This window comes from Alteromonas portus (genome assembly GCF_005117025.1).
Taxonomy (GTDB): Bacteria; Pseudomonadota; Gammaproteobacteria; order Enterobacterales; family Alteromonadaceae; genus Alteromonas; species Alteromonas portus.
Window position 1 is genome coordinate 148,662 of sequence record NZ_SWCO01000001.1, and the last position, 22,729, is coordinate 171,390.

A 22,729-nucleotide genomic window follows, 5' to 3' on the forward strand; every position below is an offset into this window, starting at 1 on the left:
TCGTAACAGCGTTTGAGACGACAAGTTACAACGTAATAAAAACAGTGAAGTACTGTAACAGGGAAGCGTTAAAATGAGAACAATGAAGGTGTGACAATGCACACCTTCTACACGCTTCACTTTTACGAAAGGGCAAAGCTTAAGCGTTCAAACGCGACTTAATTTTTGCACTTAGAGCGCCCATGTCGGTGCGGCCTTGAACCTTAGGTTTCAAGGCGCCCATGACTTTACCCATGTCCTGCATACCCGATGCGCCGGTCGCAGCCATGGTTTCGTCGATAAGTGCATTTAGCTCATCGTCAGTCAAAGGCTGGGGTAAGAAATCTTCAATGTAAGTGATTTCTTCACGCTCTTTGCTAGCAAGGTCGTCGCGATTGGCTGCGTCGTATTGCGCGGCGGCGTCTTGGCGCTGCTTAACCATTTTGGTTAGTACCGCTAAGATTGCGCTATCGTCTAGCGTAATTTGCTCATCGATTTCTTTTTGTTTAATGGCAGCCATTGCCATACGAATAGTACCGAGACGTACTTTTTCTTTTGCACGCATCGCATCTTTTTGCGCTGCTTTTAAATCATCAATTAGTGCCATGATGTTTCCTGATTTTTTATTAGTAGACTGAGCTGATACCTATCCGCATAGATCATTGCCCACTCAGAAGGTAATGATCTATGCGGGCTGGTATTATTAAGCCCCAGGTTGAAAATCAAATGCAACCATTTTGAAACGGGAAAAATGGAGTCGTTAGGATTAAGGCCAAAAAAATAAAGGCCCAGAAACGCGAAAGGTGCTGCAATTGCAACACCTTTCAGACTCGTTACTTAACCCTATATTAGTAGAGTTTTACGCGACGTGCGTTTTCACGAGCTAGCTTCTTAAGATGACGCTTTTTAGCGGCAGCTTTCTTGCGCTTGCGTTCCCAAGTTGGCTTTTCGAAGAATTCACGACGACGAACTTCAGAAAGAACACCTGCTTTTTCACAAGAACGCTTAAAACGACGCAGCGCCACATCAAACGGCTCGTTTTCTCTAACTTTAACGATAGGCATTAAACACTCACCTCAAAACTTTTACTGTGTAAATCCGGGTAAAATTGTGCGCTAAAAAGGCCACCCGGGTTAAAAATGGTGCGAAATTCTAATCATATCTACAGAGAAAGTAAAGGATGAATTGCCAAAAAATAGCCAATATTGTGCATTTACCGTTCATTTACCTGTTCACTGGCATTCCATGAATGCAGGATTAAAGGTAAACTCTGCGCTCGTTAAGCAGCGTATTGTTTAACTCGGCTTATATAAGCGCCCTTTTCAGAACGTTTTCTTGCTCATTTCCCTTTCGAAAAACGAAAGTGATCAAAAGAAAAGAGCCAATGATCCTGAACAGGGTAGTGTTATGATCGCGGCGGGATCATAAAGATGATCGCACTAGATCGCCAGAATTATTTTCTCAGTTTTTGGTATTCGCTTAGTCATTATGGCTCTCAACAATTGTAGGGACACCTGTTGAGATAAAAAGACGACAGTAATTCCAGAAACTAGGCATAGAAGTTAGTAGTAAAAGGGTTACTCCCCATGCGTATTTTAGGAATAGAAACATCTTGCGACGAAACTGGCATTGCCGTTTACGACGACGAAAAAGGGTTGTTGTCGCACGAACTATATAGTCAAGTAAAGCTGCACGCCGACTACGGTGGCGTAGTACCTGAACTTGCGTCACGGGATCACGTGAGAAAAATCATTCCTTTAATTGAAAAGGCTATGGAAGACGCTAACACCCAGCCAACAGAGATTGACGGCGTTGCTTTTACCCAAGGCCCAGGTTTAGTGGGGGCGTTATTAGTGGGTTCGTCGGTAGGGCGTTCATTGGCCTATGCGTGGAATGTACCTGCGGTGGGCGTTCATCATATGGAAGGGCATTTATTAGCGCCCATGCTTGAAGATGACGCGCCGGAATTTCCCTTCGTTGCACTATTAGTGTCAGGCGGCCACTCAATGTTGGTTAAAGTTGAAGGCATTGGCCAATACGAAGTACTTGGCGAGTCTATTGATGATGCCGCTGGTGAAGCCTTTGATAAAACCGCCAAATTACTGGGGCTAGATTATCCTGGTGGTCCTTTATTAGCCAAACTGGCTGAAAAGGGAGAAGCGGGACACTATAAGTTTCCTCGCCCGATGACCGACAGACCAGGACTAGATTTCAGCTTTAGCGGTCTGAAAACCTTTGCTGCAAACACCATTCGCGATGCTGACCTAACCGGTGCTGATGCTGAGCAAATTAAAGCGAATATCGCCTACGCGTTTCAGGAAGCCGTCGTTGATACGCTTATTATTAAGTGTAAGCGGGCGTTGAAGCAGACGGGAATGAAGCGTTTGGTTATTGCTGGCGGCGTAAGTGCAAATACAATGCTGCGCAGTGAGATGAAAGCCCTGATGCAAGAGCTAAAAGGTGAGGTGTTTTATCCTAGCTTAGCGTATTGTACAGACAATGGAGCCATGATTGCCTATGCGGGCATGCAGCGTTTGAAAGCTGGGGAAACCTTGGCGTTATCTTCACAAGCCAAGCCGCGCTGGCCTCTTGATACTTTATCGGCGATTTAGCTATTCATAAAAAGCCAGTAAGTAAGTGCCACACCTCGTTGCAAACGCTACTATGCCTTCCCTAAGTTCACTGGGGAAATATTGAGCATAGCAAGCAGGCAAAACAAAAAAAGCATAAATAAAAGGCAATGGGAGCACATTCCATTGCCTTTTGTTTTAGTAAAATGAACTTTGAGTAAGGACGTAAAACACCATGCGCTTGGCAATAGACGAAACAAAACAAAATGCACCGCTATTCTATTTAGCATTGTCGTTATTTATTTCGCTTACTTTTGCAGCGCTCACCGCGTCCAATGCATTTGCATCAAGCAAAGCACCCTTGAATGACTCTGAAAAAGGCCCGAAGCAAGAGCAGCAAGATCAGTATGTCGTGCTCATTTCTCTTGATGGATTTCGCCACGACTATATAGAGTTACACAATGCGGAGCATCTTGGCGCCATTGCAAAGCAGGGGGTAAGAGCCTCGTCTATGACCCCTGTTTATCCGTCGAATACCTTTCCCAACCATATTTCTTTGATCACTGGGCTGCTTCCTAAACATCACGGCATCGTGAATAACCGTTTTTATGATAAATCCCGCCCTACAAAAGAGGGTTATGCAAAATATCAACTAGGTTATGGCGGAATGGACAGCACGTGGATTACGGCAACACCGCTATGGAATTTAGTGGAATACCACGGGATGAAGGCTGCTACCTTTTTCTGGCCAGAGTCTGACGCACGCATATCGGGTGCTTCTCCAACTTATTTTTACCACTACTCAAAATATGCTGATTACCAGATGCGTATTGATCAGATCATCAACTGGCTAAAACTGCCTGAGGTATCGCGCCCTCGCTTTATTGCGGGTTATTTTTCGCTTACCGATTCGGTAGGACACGATGAAGGACCTTTTGCCGACAAAACTAATGATGCGGTGCAGGAAGTGGATGCGCTTATCGGTCAACTTTATGAACGCATAAATGCATTAGATTTGCCCGTAAATCTGGTAGTGGTGTCTGACCACGGCATGACATCTATTGATGAAAGCCAGCTTATAGAGGTCGAGTCTTTATCCATTCCTGATAGCTTCATTATTGAAAATGAAGGGGCGCAAGTTCATCTTTACGCTAAAGACGGCGTGCCCGATAAACAAATCACAGAAGAAATAGAGCGTCTTACCTATATAGCCGAAAACCGCTTCGTTGTGCTCAATGATACCCAGCGGGCTGAGCGACATATGGAAGTGGGAAATAGAACCGGCGATATTATTATTGAGATAGCCCCGCCAGCACGCTTTAAAAACGCCAACAGCATGCATATTAGTAAAGGTGGGCATGGCTACATGAACACGCTGCCTGATATGGGGGCGACGTTTGTTGCCATAGGGCCTGCATTTAAAACGAATACTACCTTACCTGTGTTCAGCAATTTAGAGGTTTATCCAGCGCTGGCTAAAATATTGGGTATCAAGCCTGTTACGCCGATAGACGGCAAGCTAGATGTTCTGGAAAAGGCGCTTACTCTTTAACTTTGCCTTTATCCCACACTTTACTTTCATTGCCTGCTAACAGCCGGGCAATGTTGTCTTTGTGGCGTAAAATAATAAGAAGCGAAAGCATTGCTACCGGCACCGTGTACAAAGGCTTTATTAAAAACGTAAAAAGTGGCGCTAGCGACACAGCAATGAGTGCACCGAGCGAAGAATAGCCGGTAAGAAAAACCACCACTACCCAGCTTAAAATAAGCAAACCTGCTAAATCCAGCCCAATAGGCAGCATGGCACCAAAGGCGGTAGCGACGGCTTTACCGCCTTTGAAACCAAAATAAAGCGGAAAGATATGGCCTAAACATGCAAAAATAGCAATTATGCCAAGCATAATTGGTTCTATGCCCAAAAAGTAGCTGCCGTAAACGGGAATGGTGCCTTTCAAAATATCCATAACAAGCACCAGTAGCGCAGGAATACGACCTCCCAAGCGGTACACATTGGTAGCTCCAGGGTTTTTAGAGCCGGCGGTTCTTGGGTCGGGTAAACCAAACAATTGGCTTATTACCACAGCACTTGAAAGTGAACCGAAAAGGTAGGCAACAGCGGTCATTAAAAGCGTTAGCGAAATCATTTTTTCATTCTAATTATCAAAAGCGTTTTAGAAGCACGACCTTTCAGGTTTCACTTCCTTTGTAGGAGGCTAAAGGCTAGTGTCCCATTAAATTACAAAACCTTGGTTGCTCCCAGTTGTCATACAGCGGTATAGTTGTGCCACATAAGCGTAAAGCTACTCCATCCAAACGCGATATACCACCGTTTACCAGCAATATGTGGTTGAAAGCGCAGTAGTAAGACCAGTATTGGAGCCGGAAAGTAGGGCAATAAACTGGTTTGATAACAGACAAGATGAAAAAATTCCATGGGAAAAATTTATATAACAGGGCTTGAAGTAGACACCCTGATTGGTGTTTATGACTGGGAAAGAGTAAGAACCACCCAGCTACTTCTCGATGTAACACTTGATGTTGACTTAAGCGCGGCGATGCAAAGTGATGATGTTGCTGATACGGTAGACTATGCCAAAGTAGCCGAGTGCATCGTAAAAGTAGGTGAAGAAAGCACGTTCGAATTACTTGAGGCTTTCGGAAGCAAAGTTATGGACGCGGTACTTGCAAACTTCTCCGTTGCATCGATAACCCTGAAAATAGTTAAACCTAAAATTCTTCCCAATGCGCAAACCGTTGCCGTTGAAATGCGTAAAGAGCGCAATTAATGTCACAACACACCATCTTAATCAGCATTGGCTCTAATATTGAGCGCGAGCATTACACTAAGCAATCTTTGGTTGCCCTAAAACAACACTTCTCTGATGTTTCAGTGTCTTCGGTTTACGAAAGCGAAGCGGTGGGCTTTAACGGCAGCCCTTTTTATAATGCTGCTGCCCGTGCGACGACCTCAAAAAGTATTGAGGAAGTGTGCGCAACCCTTAAAGCCATTGAGAAAGACAATGGCAGGGTACATACGGACAAAAAATTCTGCGCTAGAACCCTTGATCTCGATTTGCTTACCTATGATAGTAAGATAACCACAACCCCTGTGGTTTTGCCTCGCGAAGAGATTTGCTACAACGCGTTTGTGCTTTGGCCGTTAGCTGAACTTGTTCCCGACGACATTCACCCCGAAACGCAAGAAACCTATGCCCAAATGTGGCAAAACTTTGATAAACAGAAACAGCAATTATGGCCGATTGACTTTACTTGGAGTTAACCAAAGGAATGACACTTTTTGAAATTATTATTCTAGCAATTATTCAGGGCGTTACTGAGTTTCTTCCCATTAGTAGCTCTGGGCATTTATTGTTGCCCGCTGAACTTTTTGGGTGGGTAAGTCAGGGATTGGCGTTTGACGTTGCTGTACATGTGGGAAGCCTTCTAGCGGTAATGATTTATTTTCGCCAAGAAATAGGGCAGATGACCGTGGCATGGGTAACGCAAGGATTTAGCAAGCAACAATCTACCGACAGCAAACTTGCTTGGTACGTAATTGTGGCGACTATTCCAGCGGTTATTATTGGCTTTTTAATGAAAGGCTGGATAGAGGAAAATGCTCGTACGGCGCTGGTAATAGCAGGCACCACCATCATTTTTGGTCTGCTGCTATGGTATGCCGATGCCACTGCAAAACGTGAGCAAGAGCTAGAAGGGCTAACGCTAAAGCAAGCCATTTACATCGGGTTGGCTCAAGTGCTGGCGCTTATTCCAGGCACTTCTCGTTCAGGTATTACAATGACCACAGGTTTGATGTTAGGCCTTAAGCGTGAAGCCTGTGCGCGCTTTTCCTTCTTATTGTCTATCCCTGTTATCTTGGGCGCGGGTTTGTTAGCTACTCTTGACCTACTCAAAGCCAATGAAGCGGTAGACTGGTATGCGCTGCTTTATGGCGCGGCGTTTTCATTCGTAAGCGCCTACCTTTGTATTTATTTATTCCTAAGCTGGATATCGCGCATAGGCATGCTGCCTTTCGTTATCTATCGTTTAGCGTTAGGCGTATTACTACTATGGTTTGTTTTCGCTTAAGTAAAAAACAAGGGTGTTAATCTTCGTTCAATATCGCGCCCTAGCGCTGAACTAAAGCGCTTAGAATTTATTAGTGCCTGTTGACCTTGATGTACAGTAAGGTCAACAGCCTCTAAGTTAGCGGGTGAATTTTTAACATCATTAATGCATTTGGCAAAGACCTCATTGGAAGGGACATGAGACATGGCAGAAACAATATTTGATAAAATTATCAGCAAGGAAATTCCAGCAGACATATTGTACGAAGATGAATTGGCGCTGGCGTTTAAAGATATTAATCCTCAAGCACCTATTCACTTTCTGGTTATTCCGAAAAAGCAAATTGCAACGGTAAATGATATTACCGAAGAAGACCGCGAAGTAGTGGGGCATTTGTCATTTGTTGCGGCAAAAATAGCCAAGGAGCAAGGATTTGCCGACCAGGGCTTTCGTACGGTTATGAATTGTAATGAATACGGTGGTCAAACGGTATATCACATTCACCTTCACGTATTGGCGGGCAAACCGCTAGGCTGGCCTCCATATACTGAAAACATGAAACAACACGTAGAGTAAGTAGTTTCTATTTAAATTGGCATTGTCTAAATTCAGTTTGTATAGCGATTAAATTTTTCATTGCACGCACTCTTTACACCCTATGCTCAAATTGGTTGGCTATAAAACAGAATTGAGATGAGCTTTTAGCTATATGAGCAATTAAAATATGAGGGGCGCGCAAACGCCCTTTGGGAATTCAATAAGATATAGATGGTAAGGTTTATCTATTGCGAGTGCTTATGTAAATGGCCAAACAACGCCGTACCCAAGAACAGCACCATAATAAACATCACGCCCAGCATCCAGAAATGGGTAATATCAAAATCTTGCATGACAGTTCCTCCAGGTGGAAAAGGTTAATCGTGTCCAATCCTGAATATCCGGTATATCGCATAGCCCAACATCATGATTGTTATAATTATGATAAGCACTTGTAAAAATATATGCCAGAACATAATGCGTCCTTTTTTAGTTTGTCTCGTTATTTGCGACCACTAGGGCGCTGTATTCTGCAGAATTGAAATATTTTGGTTTGCCTCTAAAACACAAATTAGTACTAACACCAATTGCCAGCGTAAGCATAAGCATGATGTAGGCATTGCTAATATCTGCCATACCCAGGTATTCGGGAATTCGGGTAAATGACCAAATGGTGTTGATGATCCACACGCTCGACAACGTCACCACAGCGGCAGTCGATGAACGTTTCCAAAATAAACCGCAAACAATTAGCCACAAAACAGGCATTAGCCAGGCCAGCACCCATCCTACTGAAGCGAGAATTTGTGGTAGAAATGAGCCCACAGCAATAGCGATAAAGGAAAGTATGACAATGACGATGCGGGTAACTTTTGCGATTTGCTTTTCGGTGGCATCCGGCCGGTAAAAGCGGCGGTATATGTCATTACTGAAAATCGTAGCCGGCGCCAATGCTGTCATGGCAAATGACGATAGAATGGCTGCCATAAATGATCCAAGTAATAGTGTAACTAACCAGGTTGGCAACATGGATACCAGCATGGCGGTGGCTGCGGTTTTTGGGCCCAGGGCGTGAAACTCCGGTAGCGCTTTAGCGGTAAGCCCGATAACGCAAATAAATACCCCAAACATGCCATTAATAGGGGCCGCAAACCACAGTGCCTTCACGATAGTTTTTTCATCCTTGGCACTCATACATACCTGCAGAAGAGGTTGGTTAGCAGGCTGACTAAACACAAGCGCTACCACCAAGCCAAAGGCAAAGGTGATTAGTAAATGGGGCGACCCGAATAAAGACAGCGCGGCTTCGTTCCCGCCGTTTACGTAGTAATCGGAAACTGAGCTGAAGTCGCCGTTGGGTAATTGGAAGGCGATAAATACAGTGGCGAGTATAACGCTAATGTACATAAGGATCGCATTTGCCACGTTAATCCAACCAACCTCTTTAATGCCTGCAAGAACTACGTAAAGAATGCCTAACACTCCGCCGGCAATGGCACTGTACTGTACGTTCCAACCAGTCATTGCCGACAGTAAAATAGCCAAGCCTTGGGTTTCTAGAGTCAGAACACCGAAAATCGAACCCGCCATCACACAACTAACAATGATCCGCACTACAGGGCTGTAAAGGGCTTCTAATAACTCAGGTACAGAGGTCACACCGGTTCTGCGCATCCACAAACCAGTACTAAGGCAAACGATAACCAGCAAAATAACGTGGGCAATGGAAAACCATAAGGAGGTAGCTCCCATGCTCCACGAAAGCTCGAAGATGCCCATTATGTGAGGAGTGCCAAGCACGGTCAGGGCAAGAGTCGCAGCAATAACAGTTACACCCAATTGTCTGCCTCCGTGGGTAAATTCTGCGTCATGGGCATGAGGCTGCTGTTTTGTTTGTCTCGCAACCCAATACCCAACACCAGTAATCAGCACGAGCTCGTACATCAAAACACAGATAATAACGGTAATATTCATAATGATTGTCCAGAGAACATGGGCGCACCGGGCCCAGGTGTAGTAGAGGCTATTTGCCCGCTCACGTTGCCAATACCAATGCGAAGACCAGAGGATGAAATGCAAAAGCCTGACAATATAATTTCGTCACCATCCTCGAGAAAAGTACGTTGCTCGCCATTGGGTAATGTTAAGGGCTTCTTCCCGCCTTCGGTTAACTCAAGCAAAGAACCTGCTTCTTCTGGCTCTGGCCCTGATTGCGTACCTGAACCGAAGAGATCGCCAGCATTTAAATTACAACCCGTTGTGGTGTGATGAGAAATCATCTGCGCTACCGTCCAGTAGGCATGTTTGAAGCTGGTTTTACTCAGAGTCACCGGCGCTTCATTTGAGGCCTTCATTTGGGCTGTTCGCAGTGAAACACGCATTTGAATATCAAGGCCGCCATTAGAAGTATTGAACGGGCTGTTTAGCGCTGCCACATAAGGCCTGTCTGAATATTTGGTTGGTTGAACCCGAAAGGGGATAAGTGCTTCTGCGGTAACAATCCAGGGCGAAATACTGGTAACAAAGTTTTTGGATAAAAAGGGACCAAGTGGCTGGTACTCCCAGGCTTGAATATCTCTTGCAGACCAGTCGTTCAGCATGCATACACCAAAAAAGTGTTTTTCTGCCTGTTCAATTTCAAGCGGAGAAAATTGCGGTGACGGACAGCCAATGAAAATGCCTAGCTCGGCTTCGTAGTCAAGCTTTTCACTGGGTAACATCACAGGTTCATTGGAATTGGGGCGAAGCACTTGTCCATTGGGCCGGTAAACCTGTTGCCCAGACACAACAACACTTGATGCCCTGCCGTGATAACCTATGGGCAACCATTTGTAGTTAGGTAAAAGAGGGTTATCCGGACGGAAAAGCTTGCCGACAGCAGTGGCATGATGAATTGATGTGTAAAAATCCGTGTAGTCGCCAATGGAACAAGGTAAACACATCTCAACGTCATGCTTACTTATCAGCGTTTCACGGACAATGGCCTCCAAACGGGAACCTGCTCGCAAACTGCGTGAAAGCGCCAGGCGGAAGGCTGCGGAATAGCTTCGAGGCAATTGAATAAAAGGGTTTAGCGTTTTGCCAGTTAATGTGGAAAGGGCCTCACCAGCCAACCCGTCAAACGGCGACGAAGTTGCCAGTTTTGCAAGATCAATAATTTCATCGCCAATAGCCACACCGCAGCGTGGCGGAAGATCACGGGTTTTAAACACCCCCATTGGCAAATTCTGAATGGGAAAATCCGGGTGTTGGTTAGCACTTTTCAGCCACGAGAAGAGAGCTTCGTCATGGGTTTCGTCTGGCTGTGCAATAGCGATTGTTGTGTCAGTATCTGATACCACGTTTCATCATCTCCGTGCCAATCACCGTTGCTTTTTTCTTCAGCGTACTAATTAAACCCGGGTTTACTTTCTCTGCAAAGCGGGAAGAGGGCATAAGTACGACCACGGCCGCAATGGGTTGGCGTATGCTGTTAAAAATGGGCACTGCAACGGCACAAATACCTAAATGCAGTTCTTCTTCATCAGTGGCAAAACCTTGTTTGTTGTACTCGGTAAGGCGAGCCTTTAATGTGGCTTTATCTGTGATGGTGTTAGGCGTGATTGCCTCCAGTTCACCCTTGAGCAGAATTTCCACTTTTTCTTCGTGAATATAAGATAAAATAGCTTTAGCGCCGGCTGCAGTGTGAAGGGGGAGAACTTCGCCTGGTGGCAAAACCACTTTTAGCGGGTGTTCTGATGCAGCAGAATAGGTGGGTACAGTAGAGTTACCCAACCATACTTCCAATGTTACTGTTTCTTGAAGCGTATCACGCAACTCGTCAATATGGGCTCTTGCCAGGTGTAAAATATCGTTAAAGTTAACGTCGGCCATAGTCATTGCAAGCTGATAAATGGCTGGACCTAGCCAATATTTACCGGTTTCCTTGTTTTTATACACAAATTCGTGGTCGGCTAACCTAATGAGCAAACGCGAGACTGTTGCCTTGTGAATATCGAGCTTTTTTGCCAGCCAGGTTGTGCCCATTTCCTGATTTTCATTTGCCAGAGTAAGCAAAATTCGGATGGCTTTGTCGACGGTAGAAACGGATTCACAATCTTTCATTTATCACACTCCATGGGTTGCCCGTATTGTCTTGATATTTGAGATGCTATGTTAAGATATTGTTGTTTACATTTTTTTACGCGCTTAACAAGGCAACGAAAACAAACGGGCGACGGTTCCTCGATTAATTGCGTTCACCAACAATCGTGCGCAATACACCAATACCTTCCACCTCCAGTTCAATAACGTCACCGGGTTGAATCCAACGCTCGAGTTCGTCACCACACCCAAAAGCGATGGTGCCAGAACCGATGAAGTCTCCGGGGTGAAGGGTTTCAGACTGCGACACATGAGCAATAATTTGCTCGAAACTCCAGTACATATCTGAGGTGTTGCCCTGTGACCATACCTCGCCATTTATTTTTGCCACCATGCTGAGGTTACTTGGGTCAAGTTCATCCGGTGTTACCATGCACGGACCCATGATATTGCCACCATCCATGTCTTTACCTTTGGCTGGTCCAAGCAACATGGTGACCTCTTGCTGTAATACATCCCTGGCGCTGATATCGTTAAATATGGTGTAGGCAGCAATATATTCTTTGGCTTTTTCCACAGGAATATTGGTGCCGGTTTTGCCAATGTAGATCCCGAACTCCAGTTCATAATCCAGCTTTTCTGTATACCGGGGCCATGGGATTACCGCGTTGTTACCCTGTACCGTATGCGTATTGCCCTTGTAGTAAAGAGGCTGTTGGTACCAGAGTTCGGGAATGGGTTTGCCCGTTCGTTTTTCAAAGTTCTTCGCATGGGTTTCAAAACTTATGGTGTCGCGAATTGACGTTGGCTGAGTTACGGGGGCAAGTAAGGCTACCTCTGACAACGCAAAAACCATACATTGGTCTTTGCTCGTTGAGATAGCTTGAGTGCCGTCATAACGAGCTTGAACATAATGCAAAGCGTCTTTTGCTTTGCTCATACTCAGTTGGCCGCCCATTAGAAATTGTTGCATGTCACTGGGAATATAAACATCAGCAACCGCTTGAGCGCGCTCGGTTTCACCCTGATCTTCCAACAAGGCTACTAACCCGTAGTTGAGATCGATAACGTTGTCACCGTGAAGTGCGCCGACTCGCTGAATATCGCCATGTGGTGTTGGGGTCGAAAATGTAACAAGTTTCATAGAGGCTCCTCATTTACCCTGCGGCTGCTGCGCAAGAAACAAACTTAGTTGCTTTAGCAGCTTTTCGTTGTTGTTAGCTAACACCTCAGTACTTTGGCTGTTGCGATAGTCGTACCAGCCAATGCCGCTTTTTATACCAAGCTCATTGTTGGCTACTTTTTCCAGCAACTGTTTTGACGGTAGGTGAGCATTACTCAATGTGGGAAATATATTTGCTGAAGCGCGAGCTGCAGTATCCAGACCAATCATGTCCTCTGCTTCCATGGGCCCTAGCGTAGCTAGGCGAAAACCGTAACTGGCTTTAACTGCGATATCGAGATCTTCCGGCGACACCACACCTTCATCGAGTAAAAAGTCAATTTCTCTTTCCATAGCACCGGTAAGTCTGTTGATGATAAATCCGGGTACTTCTTTTTGTACCAATACGGGTTGCTTACCAATGGCTTTCATCAACGACAGGGTGGTATCGATAGTTTGTTTAGAGGTGAGAGGCCCCTTGTGTACCTCAACCGCAGGAATTATGTGAGCGGGATTGAAGTAGTGAAGTCCTATCATCCGATGCTGAGTTGGCAGTTCGTTACAAATCCTGGACACTGTCATACTACTTGTATTAGTTGCGAGAATGACGTGTTCATCGGTATTGCAAAGCTGACTGAACAGTGACCGTTTTAGCTCCTCGATTTCCGGCAGAGATTCCACATACATATCAATGTTATCCAGTGGAATATCAGTGATATCGCATTGCAGAAATGTTACGTTTTCCATAACTTTCTCAATGGAATGGGTCGTGAGCTTGTGGTGAATGAAACTTTGTACGTTCTGCTGTAATTGTGTTTTACAACGTTCCAGTGCTTCAGCCGAAACATCAATGATTGTGACTGTCCTGCCTGCTAGTAAGAATGCCTGAGCGATTCCTACTCCCATGGTACCTGCGCCAATAACTGCAATGTGCTTAATTTGACTTTCTGCCACGATAGCTCCGCGTGTTGTTAATGTTTCGTTAATAATTCTAGGGTGGCAAATTATCTTACTCAATAGAGGTGTCTCAAATAATGAGACTGTTATCATTGCGGTTGTATAATTTTTTAAATAAATTGTTAAGTAGTTGTTGAGTGTATCAATAATTGAAACTGAAGGATTGTGCGTAGAAATTCTTGAATGTAACCTCGATTTTACAAAATTATTACATTTTAATTTTTTAACATTAATGCACAGGCATTAAGGAGTAAAAGATGGATCGGGACGCACAAAAAGTATTTCCAATGAAGCCAGTTGCCGTAGCTGTTTGTTCACTATTATTCACTGGACCCCCCCTCTTGCAGGCTCAGGAGTTGGAAAGCTCCGCTACAGCAGTGACGCCAGCATCGAAGGAGTCGGACGACGTAGAACAAATACTCGTCTTTGCACGCAAACGAGGAGAGCAGGAAAAAGATGTTCCGGTTTCCATGTCTGCTATGAGTAGCAATGAATTAGCAGAAGCCGGTGTCACTGATATAACCAGTATGTTCCAGTTAATGCCAGGTGTTGAAAATAACGCAGACGGGAGCCGAATTGCCAATAAGCCCGCCATTCGCGGAGTTGGTTCAACAGAAAATTCGTCGATTCGCGCCAAAGTAACCACCTTCATTGATGGCATCCCCATTGTTGGAGCGCAGGGCATTAGTTCGTTCGCCGGATTACAACAAGTTGAAGTATTGCGAGGGCCTCAGAGTTCAGCGTTTGGGCGTTCGACGTTTGGAGGGGCTATAAACTACGTAACCCGTGATCCGGATACCCTGGGTGAATTGGAATTTGATGTACGGGCAAATATTGGTACCGATAATACCCGGGATATCAGTTTGTCGTTAATTACTCCGCTCGTTGAAGATCGTTTGGCTATGGCGGTTACCCTTGAATCGAATAACTATGGCGGCCCTGACGAATGGCGCACAACAAGCGGTGTGCAGCTAGGGGGCACCACAGATAGGCTGGGTTCAGTAAAATTGGTTTACACCCCAACTGATTACATCAAAGCTGAACTTATGTATCTAAAACAGGATATTGACGACGATCATCCTGCGGTACTGTTTGCCAATTTAGATCAGCTCGAACCCTATGCACTCGACAGTGATGGTTTGTGTGTGGTCAATGGCGGTTCGAATGCGTGTGTCATTAATGGCGCAATAGATAACGTTCCATTGGTGTTCGATTTCAACTTTGACCATGCAGTAAACCCGGTATTAGACCCAGGTACGCGCATTGACCGGGAGCGACTGCAAGGCTCCGTCGAAATTGAGTTCGATAATGACATGATGTTGACATTGCTAGGTGCGGTAACAGACGAAGAAGGTGAAACCTGGTTTGACCGCGATGCTTACACCGATGTCACCACTATCCACGTGGCCTCGTCCCCGGAAAGTGACGAAATATACGCCGAAGCCCGCTTGAGTTCTACTGGTGAAGGCAAGTTCGACTGGTTGGTGGGTGCATCAATGTACGAATACGATTATCTCAATACCGTTTATGCCAATAAAAGTGCTGGCGCGGTGATGGATCTTTACTCCGAAGGTGCTCGAAATATCGGGGTGTTTTTCAACGTGGGATATCAGTTGTCCGAACGCTTAACAGGCTCACTGGAAGGGCGCTATCAGTGGGATGAAATCGACAGTGTATATCCGGAAAATGAGGCCCGTGGTGCAACTTCAGATATTACGTCAAGCAGTGAAACCTCGTCTTTTCAGCCTCGTATCGCCCTTACTTATGCTTTGAATGACGACAACAATGTTTATGTTCAACTGGCAAGAGGGACTAACCCTGCAGGCTTTAACGCTAATGCGCTGGATCCGGTGTTAGTAGAAACCGCTGAATCTGAAGGCTTTGCTTTGGAAGCTTTCCAAACCTACGATGAAGAAGTGATTGTTAGCTATGAGATGGGGTTAAAGGGGAGCTTAGACGAATACGATTTCCGGTATTCATTGGCCGCGTATTACCTCGACTGGGAAGGCTATGTTCAACCCGCTACCGCTAACTGGACTCCCGCAGATGGCGTATTATTAGACGGCACTGCAGCCGATGACTATTACAGTCGGCTGTTTATGAACACGGGGGATTTAAGTGGTGCAGGGCTTGAATTTGAGGGGCAATGGTTGCCAACTGATCACCTGGATATTGGCGGTACGCTTTCCTACACCGGGTTGGAATTCAAAGATGATGCTTGTTCACCTATCCCGCTCGATTACGGTGTTACTGCTACCAGAACAGAACCTTATAGCTGTGCAACTACCATTGGTGGAAACGCGCCGCCTATGCTTTCCCGCTTTACCGCAGCGATAAATGCAACGTATATTGCAGAGTTGGGCAACGGGCTAACGTCTTATACACGGGCGGATTATCAATACCGTTCAAAGCGTTACGTTGAACAAATAAATACAGACTACTTGCCCGGCTATTCTATGGTGAATTTGCGTAGCGGCATCAGAAAAGATAACTGGTCTGTAGAACTTTACGTAGACAACCTTTTCGATGAAGACTCACCAGCTGGTGCAGTGAGATTCTTTGACGGCCGAATTGCGGGTATGTCTTACAACACTAGTGTGCGGTTGAGACAGCCTCGCACTGCGGGTATCAACCTTTCCTATAGTTTCTTCTAAGAGTGAGTCGTTATGAAATTTAATTCGTGGTTAACAATGACACTGGTGATGATGCTATGCGCTGGTTGCACGGATGCAAAAAATGAAGCGCTAGTTGATAAATCATCAGACACCCGTCCGAATGTACTGTTCATTGTGGTCGATGATTTAGGTGCCGACGACGTGGGTTATCAGGGGTCTGAAATACTCACGCCGAATATTGATGCTCTGGCGTCACAAGGCACGGTCATCAACCATGGGTATGCATATCCTATTTGTAGTCCAACCAGAGCGGCATTGATGACGGGGAAAAATCCGCTAACGTTTGGCATCGACGGACCCATGGAAAATGACGCCATGTTACCAGAAGAGGAAATTGTCATGCCTGAACGCTTTCAGCAAGCAGGTTACCGCACCTGGATGGTGGGTAAATGGCATTTGGGCATGGCAAAGCAGACGGTTATGCCACACAACCGTGGTTTTGATGACTTTTACGGCTTTTTAGGTGGGTTTGTAGACTACTACACCCACGTTTACTTCGGAGGGCTCGATTGGCAGCACAACGGAAAATCGGTCAAAGAAGAAGGGCATGTAACTGAACTCCTTACCAAAAAAGTCATAGAGCACCTAAGCTCATACCAAGGCGAGCAGCCCTTTTTTATGTATCTGGCTTATAGTGCGCCCCACACGCCTTTGCAATATGTGCCTAATCCTACCGAGGACTACAGTCATATTGCCGATGCCGATCGCCGAGTCTTTGCTGAAATGACCACCGATGTGGATATTCACATTGGTAGTGTACTGGCCACCCTCAAAGAAACTGGTTTAGCTGACAACACCATTGTGGTTTTCATGAGTGATAATGGTGGCAACTTGGAAGCAGGTGCCAGTAACGGGAAGTTAAAAGGAAGCAAAGGCAGTGCGTTTGAAGGTGGCGTACGCGTGCCCATGATTGTTCACTGGCCAGGCAATATTGAAGGCGGCGCAACGGATGTTCCATTGTTCACCCAAGACTGGTTGCCCACACTGCTGGATGCCGCGGGTATTGATTATTCCGCTGACGAATTTGAAGGGGTCAGCATGCTGTCATCCCTACAACAAAGTTCTGTTGAAGTACCGTCACGAGCGGTGATAGTAGGCACCGCAAAATCCAAAGCAGTGTATCAATGGCCGTGGAAGTTGTTGTCAGACAAAGGGCAGTTGCATTTGTACAATCTCGAAGAAGACAGTTTTGAAACCACTGACTTGCTGAAGCGTAACCCGGAAATTGCATCGAGTTTACAAGGCTATTTGCAGCAAGATCTTTCACTGCCGTCTAAGGCGGCCAAAGGCCCACCGCCAGAATCACTGTTCAGAAATCCAGACGGCACGTTTAACTACAACGTTCGCAAACCGGAAACGCGGGAGCCGTGGGCTGAATCTGCACAATAACTACAATGAGGTGTTTGTATGCACTCTGAATACACGCAGGATGTTACGTTTAATTCTGACTTTGGTGCTCTACAAACACCAGTTCATTTAACTACCGCTCAGGCCTTATCAGGCTGGCAGCCCAATGATATTTCCGGTCACTTTCGCTATTTAGATTTGGCGTGCGGAAACGGACACACGCTTTCGTTACTCGCTGAATCGCATCCGCAGGCGGAGTTTGTGGGCATTGATATCAATGCTGAGCATGTCGCTCATGCGCAAAAGGTGGCGCTGGACGCGGGTCTCACCAATGTTACCTATTTGTGTGCAGACTTACTGGCGTTGCAGGCATCTGACTTCGAGCCTTTCGATTATTGTGCTATTAGTGGCGTATACTCATGGTTAGATGCTGAACGGCAAAATCATATTTTCAACCAGATAAACCGTCTTCTTACGCCTAATGGGGTGTTATACCTCGATTATTGTGCACTGCCAGGTATCACGCAAACGGCTACCTTGTATAGCTTAGTTCAGCAAGTTGCAAAGGAATGCGAGGGCTCCAGCGCTCAGCGAGTAACGGCTGCCACCCAATTGATTGCACCGCTGCATAAACAAAACGGACCATTTTTCGAAAGTAATCGCCAGGCGACAGAACGTTTTTCCCGTATGCTGACAAACCCGGCAGAGGATGAAGCGCACGAAGTGCTTAACCTTAAGCCCAACGCGGTGTGGAGTAAGGAAATTATTGTAAAGGCAGAGCAGAGTGGTCTTTCCTTTGTGGGTAGTGCAGGTTTACATCACAACTTACCTGAATTTTCCAGCCACCTTGGCCTGCCTGATGATGCGAATAAGCTATCCGTAAGTAGTCAGCAAATGCTACAGGATGTAGCGTGGAACGTTGCACAGCGAAAGGATATTTACTGTAAGCAGTCTGCACCGTCTACACAACCATTGAGTGAACGGCTTGGTTCATTTCATTTTTACATAGCACCAGGTGCACTGAACACCCAAGCGGTGGCGACTATCACGCGTCAGTTTCCCGCTGCAAACTTGCTGACGCAAAGTAATATTTCGTTGTTGTCTAAGTGTGCTGACAGTCAATCCCTTGGAGCATTAAAAGAAGTCTTTACCGACAAATACAATGGGACATTTAACCGCGAGTGTACATTTTTCGATAGCTTTTTAGCGCAGCTTTTAGCAACACGTATTATCTCGCTGGCGATTGCGCCGGTGTTGCAAAAAACTCCCGGTGAGTTATCTATGCCATCTAAATTAAACCAACTTTTGCTCAAGCAAGATATTCACTTAGAGTTCGGACGTCCTCTTTGTTCTCCAGTCACAGGTACAAGGCTCGTTCTTCCACTTAAAGATCGACTCTATTTATGGGCATTAACCGGCGAAGATCTCAAAGAAGCCTGGCAGGCATTGGGTGAGTTGAGAGGTGTATTTCACGGGCCTGATGGCAGAGGACTGAACGAAAATCAGTTCGTATCAATAATTCAGTCCAGTTTGCCAGCATTCAAGCAAAAAATAGCGCCCGAGCTGGTTCGCTTGGGCATACTGCAATAAACCTAGTTGCAGGAAAATCCACCGTCTATATTAATGACTTCACCGGTTACCAGGTTTGATGCCTGAGAGGCCAAAAACATGAAAATACCGTTGAAGTCTTCAGGCTCTCCTAACCTGCCAAGGGGAATTCGGCTTAAAACTTGTTGGCGCTTATCTGCAGCTTCAGGTTCGAATAACCAACTGGTGAGTGATGAACGGAACACGGTAGGGGCAATAGCGTTTACGCAAATATCGTGGGGACCTAGTTCCACCGCTAGTGAGCGGGTTAACATGTTGATAGCCGCCTTAGAAGTACCATAGGCAGACGTGCCTGCTGCGGTCGCAAAGTGAGCTCTCACTGAAGACACCAGAATAATTTTGCCTCCACGGCCCTGAGATTTCATAACCCGGCTGGCTTCCCGGCTTATCAGCCAACTTTGTTTAACATTGGCATCCATAACGCGGTCGAATTCTTCAGGTGTCATATCGTCTATTGGCTTCACTACGCTGGTGCCAGACGCACAGACAACAATGTCTATGGGGTGTGACGCACAGGCAGTGGCAAACATATCCTTTACCACTTGTTCGTCGCTAGGGCGTCCACAAAAAACGCTGACATTCGTACCAGATTGTCGAATTTCCTCTGCCAGGCTTGTAAGTGTCTCATTATTTGAGCCTGTTAATGTAATGTTTGCACCTGCAGCAGCGAGAGCCCTTGCTGCTGCACCGCCTAGTGCGCCAGTAGCACCAACTATAAGAGCTGACTTGCCCTTAAGGTTAAATAGGGATGTGGGCGATAATTGTGACATATTTGTAAATCCTTATTTTGGTTAGGCATAGAAATGCTGCGTACAACCCAAGTATTCTGCACTGTTGATATAAAAACCAACTAAAGTTCCGATCTGTTTCAACTATTGAGATTGTGGTGTCGTAGGGAGCACATCAGGATGTAATACTTTCTCCACGCTAATCACTGTGGAAAGAAACATGACTATAAGAACTGAACCAGAAACCGGCCTTCAGTATGTCGAGCTAAGCCACCCCTGGCATCACAATCAACCCGTTCTGCCCGGGCTGGATGAATTAATCCTTTATCGCTCTGTAAACCATGCAAAGCACGGTGTTATGAGCCAGAAATTCAAAACAACATTTCATACGTCTACTCATGTTAATGCGCCCATCCATCTGGTTTCGGGGGCAAAAGGCGTGGGTGAAATCCCATTGGAAACCTTTTGGGGAACGGGTGTGGTGTTGTCTATCCCTAAACAGCAGTGGGAACTGATAACTGCTGACGATCTCAGCGTATTTGAAGGGGTTGTACAGGCTGATGACATTGTGCTCATCAATACCGGTTGGCATAAACGGTATTCCGACAGCCAGGACTACTTTGGTCACTCACCAGGTTTATCCGTGGAGGCTGCACAGTGGTTTATAGACAAGAAAATCAAATTGCTTGGCGTAGATACACCACAAGTCGACCATCCTCTTGCAACTTCGTTGGCAGAGCATCGCAATGGGCCAACGATGAAGCGTCTGGCGCCAGAATATGAACGCACTACCGGTAGGAATGCAAAAGGCGATTTTCCAGACTGGGTGCCAGCCCACCGTTTGCTGCTTCAAAACGACATTCCAACCATAGAGAACGTAGGAGGAGACCTTGACGTTGTGACCGAAAGACGCTGCACATTCCATGCTATGCCATGGCGCTGGAACGAAGGCGATGCCTGTGTGGTTCGACTTATGGCGTTAATGGATCCAGAAGGCCGCTATCAGGTTGAATCAGGCCAGACTACAGCGTAAGGAGTAATGTATGACTACATCAACGAAAGGCTTGAAGTTTTATGACCTCAGTAATCGCTGGGGACACGGTATGCCACAGTGGCCTTCGAGCCCTAAAGGTATTGCTATTTCCACCATGCAGTTCCACGCCATGCACGGGTGTCAGATCCTGGAGTGGGAAGGGATCATGCACCGTGGCACTCACATGGATTCTCCTATTCACGTTACTGAAAATGCACCAGACATTGATGCGTTTGAACCCTGGCGGTTCTTTGGTACCGGCGTGGTTGTCTCAATTCCAAAAGGAAAGTGGGGCGTTGTAACACCAGAAGATCTCGAAAAAGCAAAGCCTACCATTCGAGAAAACGACATCGTGATCATCAACACGGGTAGCCACAAAAACTTAGGTGATAACGATGACTACTACCAATACTCACCCGGCCTTTACAAAGAAGGGGCAGAGTGGCTGGTAGAGCGCAAAATCAAGTTGCTAGGCATTGATGTTCAGGCATTGGACCACCCTCTCGGCACTAAGCTGGTGGATCACGGTCCCGGTCCTACACATCATCACCTTTTCGAAGAATACAAAAAGGAAACGGGGCGCAATGTAATGGAAGATTTTCCGCATTGGGAACCGTCTCACAAGGCGTTACTTGCAGCAGGTATCCCCGGTATTGAAAACGTGGGAGGAGATATTGATGAAATCACTGGCAAACGATGCACCTTTATGGCTTACCCGTGGCGTTGGCCGGGCGGTGATGGTTGCGGCATCCGTTTAGTTGCAGTGATTAATCCGGACCAAACCTTCGCCATCGAGAAAGGAGAGCGCTATGCAAGTAACTAAGCTATCTGATGCTCAGGCCTACGATGCCAAATTGCACTGGGGAATGACCGGACTGCGTTTGCAGGGAATGGACACCACTGACGTGGAAAGTTTTTCCTGCAGTTTGTCTTATTTTATGCCCGGAGGCGGGGCCGAATGGGCAGCGTCTAATAATGAAAAAGTGTACATAGTGTTAGATGGTGACATCACCATTTTAACCAAAGATGACAGCGGCAACGAAGTGGAAACTCAGCTAAGCACATTGGATTCATGTGTTATCGGTTTAAACGAAACGCGCGCTGTGGAAAACAGAACCAATCGCGTGGTGACCATGCTCGTGGTCGTGTCCAGTTAGGAGAGCGAGAAAATGATATCAGAACCATTAAAAAAACCACTGTCGCTATTCGATGTAAAAGGTAAATCAGCTCTGGTAACCGGGGCATCCGGGGCATTTGGCAGAGCGGTGTCTATTGCTCTTGCGGCGTTAGGTGCAAATCTAACCCTGGTAGCAGGTAACAAAGAAGAGCTTGAAGCTGTGGCTGATGAGTGTCGGGAAGTCGGGGGACGGGTACAGACCATTAATCGTCGGCCAGACTCGTTAGCAGATGCTAACGCCATGATAGACACTGCTGTATCAGCCTATGGCGATATCGAGCTGATGTTCATCGGCTCGGGTTACAACAAAGCAGGCTTTATTCACGAGCAAAATTACGAAGACTGGCAAGCAGTAATGGACGCCAATGTACGCGGTAACTGGTTTATGGCTAAGGCCTACGGCACCTGGCGCATCGAAAACGAGCGTAAAGGCGGCAAGGTTGTCATGGTTTCGTCAGTGCGGGGTCGTCACGGAAATATTTCCGGATACACCGGGTACTGCACCAGTAAAGGTGCCACCGATATGCTCACTAAAGTACTGGCTACTGAATGGGGTGCCCACGGCATTAATGTTAACGCTATTGCGCCTACTGTATTCAGGTCAAAACTTACAGCCTGGATGTTTGACGAAAACAATGAATTAGGTCAGGCAACGAAACAACGTTCATTGTCACGTTTGCCGTTAGGACGTCTTGGTGAGCCTGAGGACTTGGTTGGCATGGCTATCTATTTACTATCGCCTGCCTCCAACTTCTGTACCGGACAAATCATGTACGTAGACGGTGGATTCACTGCGGGGTAATGA

The 22,729-nt window shown here is 46.2% G+C and carries 22 protein-coding genes; 13 read left to right on the forward strand and 9 right to left on the reverse strand.

Annotated elements, in window-relative coordinates:
• Window positions 1–139 precede the first annotated feature (139 nt).
• Together E5672_RS00605 and rpsU are read right to left on the reverse strand one after the other, a co-directional pair.
• Window positions 140–586, reverse strand: a complete 447-nt coding sequence (locus E5672_RS00605) for a GatB/YqeY domain-containing protein (RefSeq protein WP_136780474.1) — start codon at window positions 584–586, stop codon at window positions 140–142.
• Window positions 587–827: 241 nt separating this feature from the next.
• Entirely contained in the window at window positions 828–1,043 is a 216-nt protein-coding gene (gene rpsU, locus E5672_RS00610; protein ID WP_012517258.1) for a 30S ribosomal protein S21, read from the reverse strand.
• A gap of 522 nt (window positions 1,044–1,565) precedes the next feature.
• Here rpsU and tsaD point away from each other — a divergent pair.
• Together tsaD and E5672_RS00620 are read left to right on the forward strand one after the other, a co-directional pair.
• Entirely contained in the window at window positions 1,566–2,591 is a 1,026-nt protein-coding gene (tsaD, locus tag E5672_RS00615; RefSeq protein WP_069943752.1) for a tRNA (adenosine(37)-N6)-threonylcarbamoyltransferase complex transferase subunit TsaD, read from the forward strand.
• 193 nt (window positions 2,592–2,784) lie between these two features.
• Window positions 2,785–4,101, forward strand: coding sequence for an alkaline phosphatase family protein (locus E5672_RS00620; protein ID WP_136780475.1), 1,317 nt, complete (start codon window positions 2,785–2,787; stop codon window positions 4,099–4,101).
• Here E5672_RS00620 and plsY read toward each other — a convergent pair.
• A complete protein-coding gene (gene plsY / locus E5672_RS00625; RefSeq protein WP_136780476.1) occupies window positions 4,091–4,693 on the reverse strand; it encodes a glycerol-3-phosphate 1-O-acyltransferase PlsY in 603 nt (200 codons plus the stop codon). The two genes, E5672_RS00620 and plsY, sit on opposite strands and share 11 nt — an antisense overlap.
• A gap of 288 nt (window positions 4,694–4,981) precedes the next feature.
• Here plsY and folB point away from each other — a divergent pair, with 288 nt between their 5' ends.
• The 4 genes from folB to E5672_RS00645 all read left to right on the forward strand — a co-directional run bounded on the left by folB (window position 4,982) and on the right by E5672_RS00645 (window position 7,193).
• The gene (gene folB, locus E5672_RS00630; protein ID WP_136780477.1) at window positions 4,982–5,335 is read left to right on the forward strand and encodes a dihydroneopterin aldolase; all 354 of its coding nucleotides are present in this window, start codon (window positions 4,982–4,984) and stop codon (window positions 5,333–5,335) included.
• Complete coding sequence (gene folK / locus E5672_RS00635; protein WP_136780478.1) at window positions 5,335–5,829, forward strand: 2-amino-4-hydroxy-6-hydroxymethyldihydropteridine diphosphokinase; 495 nt, start codon at window positions 5,335–5,337, stop codon at window positions 5,827–5,829. The genes folB and folK overlap by 1 nt, the downstream gene beginning before the upstream one ends.
• A gap of 8 nt (window positions 5,830–5,837) precedes the next feature.
• Window positions 5,838–6,638, forward strand: a complete 801-nt coding sequence (locus tag E5672_RS00640; RefSeq protein ID WP_136780479.1) for an undecaprenyl-diphosphate phosphatase — start codon at window positions 5,838–5,840, stop codon at window positions 6,636–6,638.
• A 183-nt stretch (window positions 6,639–6,821) separates the two neighbouring features.
• Window positions 6,822–7,193 carry a histidine triad nucleotide-binding protein gene (locus tag E5672_RS00645; RefSeq protein ID WP_136780480.1) on the forward strand — a complete coding sequence of 124 codons (372 nt, stop codon included), beginning with the start codon at window positions 6,822–6,824 and terminating at the stop codon, window positions 7,191–7,193.
• A gap of 450 nt (window positions 7,194–7,643) precedes the next feature.
• Here the strand turns inward: E5672_RS00645 and E5672_RS00650 are convergent, their stop codons facing one another.
• The 5 genes from E5672_RS00650 to E5672_RS00670 all read right to left on the reverse strand — a co-directional run bounded on the left by E5672_RS00650 (window position 7,644) and on the right by E5672_RS00670 (window position 13,449).
• Window positions 7,644–9,128: a sodium:solute symporter family protein gene (locus E5672_RS00650; protein ID WP_136780481.1), complete on the reverse strand. Its 1,485-nt coding sequence runs from the start codon at window positions 9,126–9,128 to the stop codon at window positions 7,644–7,646.
• Complete coding sequence (gene fahA, locus E5672_RS00655) at window positions 9,125–10,465, reverse strand: fumarylacetoacetase (RefSeq protein WP_136781023.1); 1,341 nt, start codon at window positions 10,463–10,465, stop codon at window positions 9,125–9,127. Before fahA ends, E5672_RS00650 begins: the two co-directional genes overlap by 4 nt.
• Before the next feature lie 13 nt (window positions 10,466–10,478).
• Complete coding sequence (locus tag E5672_RS00660; protein ID WP_136780482.1) at window positions 10,479–11,258, reverse strand: IclR family transcriptional regulator; 780 nt, start codon at window positions 11,256–11,258, stop codon at window positions 10,479–10,481.
• Between the two features lie 124 nt (window positions 11,259–11,382).
• Complete coding sequence (locus tag E5672_RS00665) at window positions 11,383–12,381, reverse strand: fumarylacetoacetate hydrolase family protein (protein WP_136780483.1); 999 nt, start codon at window positions 12,379–12,381, stop codon at window positions 11,383–11,385.
• 9 nt (window positions 12,382–12,390) lie between these two features.
• A complete protein-coding gene (locus E5672_RS00670; RefSeq protein ID WP_136780484.1) occupies window positions 12,391–13,449 on the reverse strand; it encodes a 3-hydroxyacyl-CoA dehydrogenase family protein in 1,059 nt (352 codons plus the stop codon).
• 164 nt (window positions 13,450–13,613) lie between these two features.
• Between E5672_RS00670 and E5672_RS00675 the strand changes: the two genes are divergently transcribed.
• The 3 genes from E5672_RS00675 to E5672_RS00685 are packed head-to-tail and all read left to right on the forward strand — an operon-like array spanning window position 13,614 to window position 18,968.
• Window positions 13,614–16,010, forward strand: coding sequence for a TonB-dependent receptor (locus E5672_RS00675; RefSeq protein ID WP_136780485.1), 2,397 nt, complete (start codon window positions 13,614–13,616; stop codon window positions 16,008–16,010).
• Between the two features lie 12 nt (window positions 16,011–16,022).
• Window positions 16,023–17,420 (forward strand): arylsulfatase B, encoded by a 1,398-nt coding sequence (locus tag E5672_RS00680; protein WP_136780486.1) that lies wholly within the window; start codon window positions 16,023–16,025, stop codon window positions 17,418–17,420.
• 18 nt (window positions 17,421–17,438) lie between these two features.
• Complete coding sequence (locus E5672_RS00685) at window positions 17,439–18,968, forward strand: class I SAM-dependent methyltransferase (RefSeq protein ID WP_136780487.1); 1,530 nt, start codon at window positions 17,439–17,441, stop codon at window positions 18,966–18,968.
• Window positions 18,969–18,970: 2 nt separating this feature from the next.
• On the opposite strand, the gene E5672_RS00690 is transcribed toward E5672_RS00685, so the two are convergent.
• Window positions 18,971–19,756 carry an SDR family NAD(P)-dependent oxidoreductase gene (locus tag E5672_RS00690; RefSeq protein WP_136780488.1) on the reverse strand — a complete coding sequence of 262 codons (786 nt, stop codon included), beginning with the start codon at window positions 19,754–19,756 and terminating at the stop codon, window positions 18,971–18,973.
• 178 nt (window positions 19,757–19,934) lie between these two features.
• Here E5672_RS00690 and E5672_RS00695 point away from each other — a divergent pair, with 178 nt between their 5' ends.
• From E5672_RS00695 to E5672_RS00710, 4 genes are read left to right on the forward strand one after another with little or no spacing between them, the layout of a single operon-like run.
• Window positions 19,935–20,747, forward strand: coding sequence for a cyclase family protein (locus E5672_RS00695; RefSeq protein WP_136780489.1), 813 nt, complete (start codon window positions 19,935–19,937; stop codon window positions 20,745–20,747).
• Window positions 20,748–20,757: 10 nt separating this feature from the next.
• A complete protein-coding gene (locus tag E5672_RS00700; protein WP_136780490.1) occupies window positions 20,758–21,570 on the forward strand; it encodes a cyclase family protein in 813 nt (270 codons plus the stop codon).
• Window positions 21,557–21,904, forward strand: a complete 348-nt coding sequence (locus tag E5672_RS00705) for a cupin domain-containing protein (protein ID WP_136780491.1) — start codon at window positions 21,557–21,559, stop codon at window positions 21,902–21,904. Before E5672_RS00700 ends, E5672_RS00705 begins: the two co-directional genes overlap by 14 nt.
• 12 nt (window positions 21,905–21,916) lie before the next feature.
• On the forward strand, window positions 21,917–22,726 hold the full coding sequence (locus E5672_RS00710; RefSeq protein ID WP_136780492.1) for an SDR family NAD(P)-dependent oxidoreductase: 810 nt from the start codon (window positions 21,917–21,919) through the stop codon (window positions 22,724–22,726).
• Window positions 22,727–22,729: the final 3 nt, after the last annotated feature.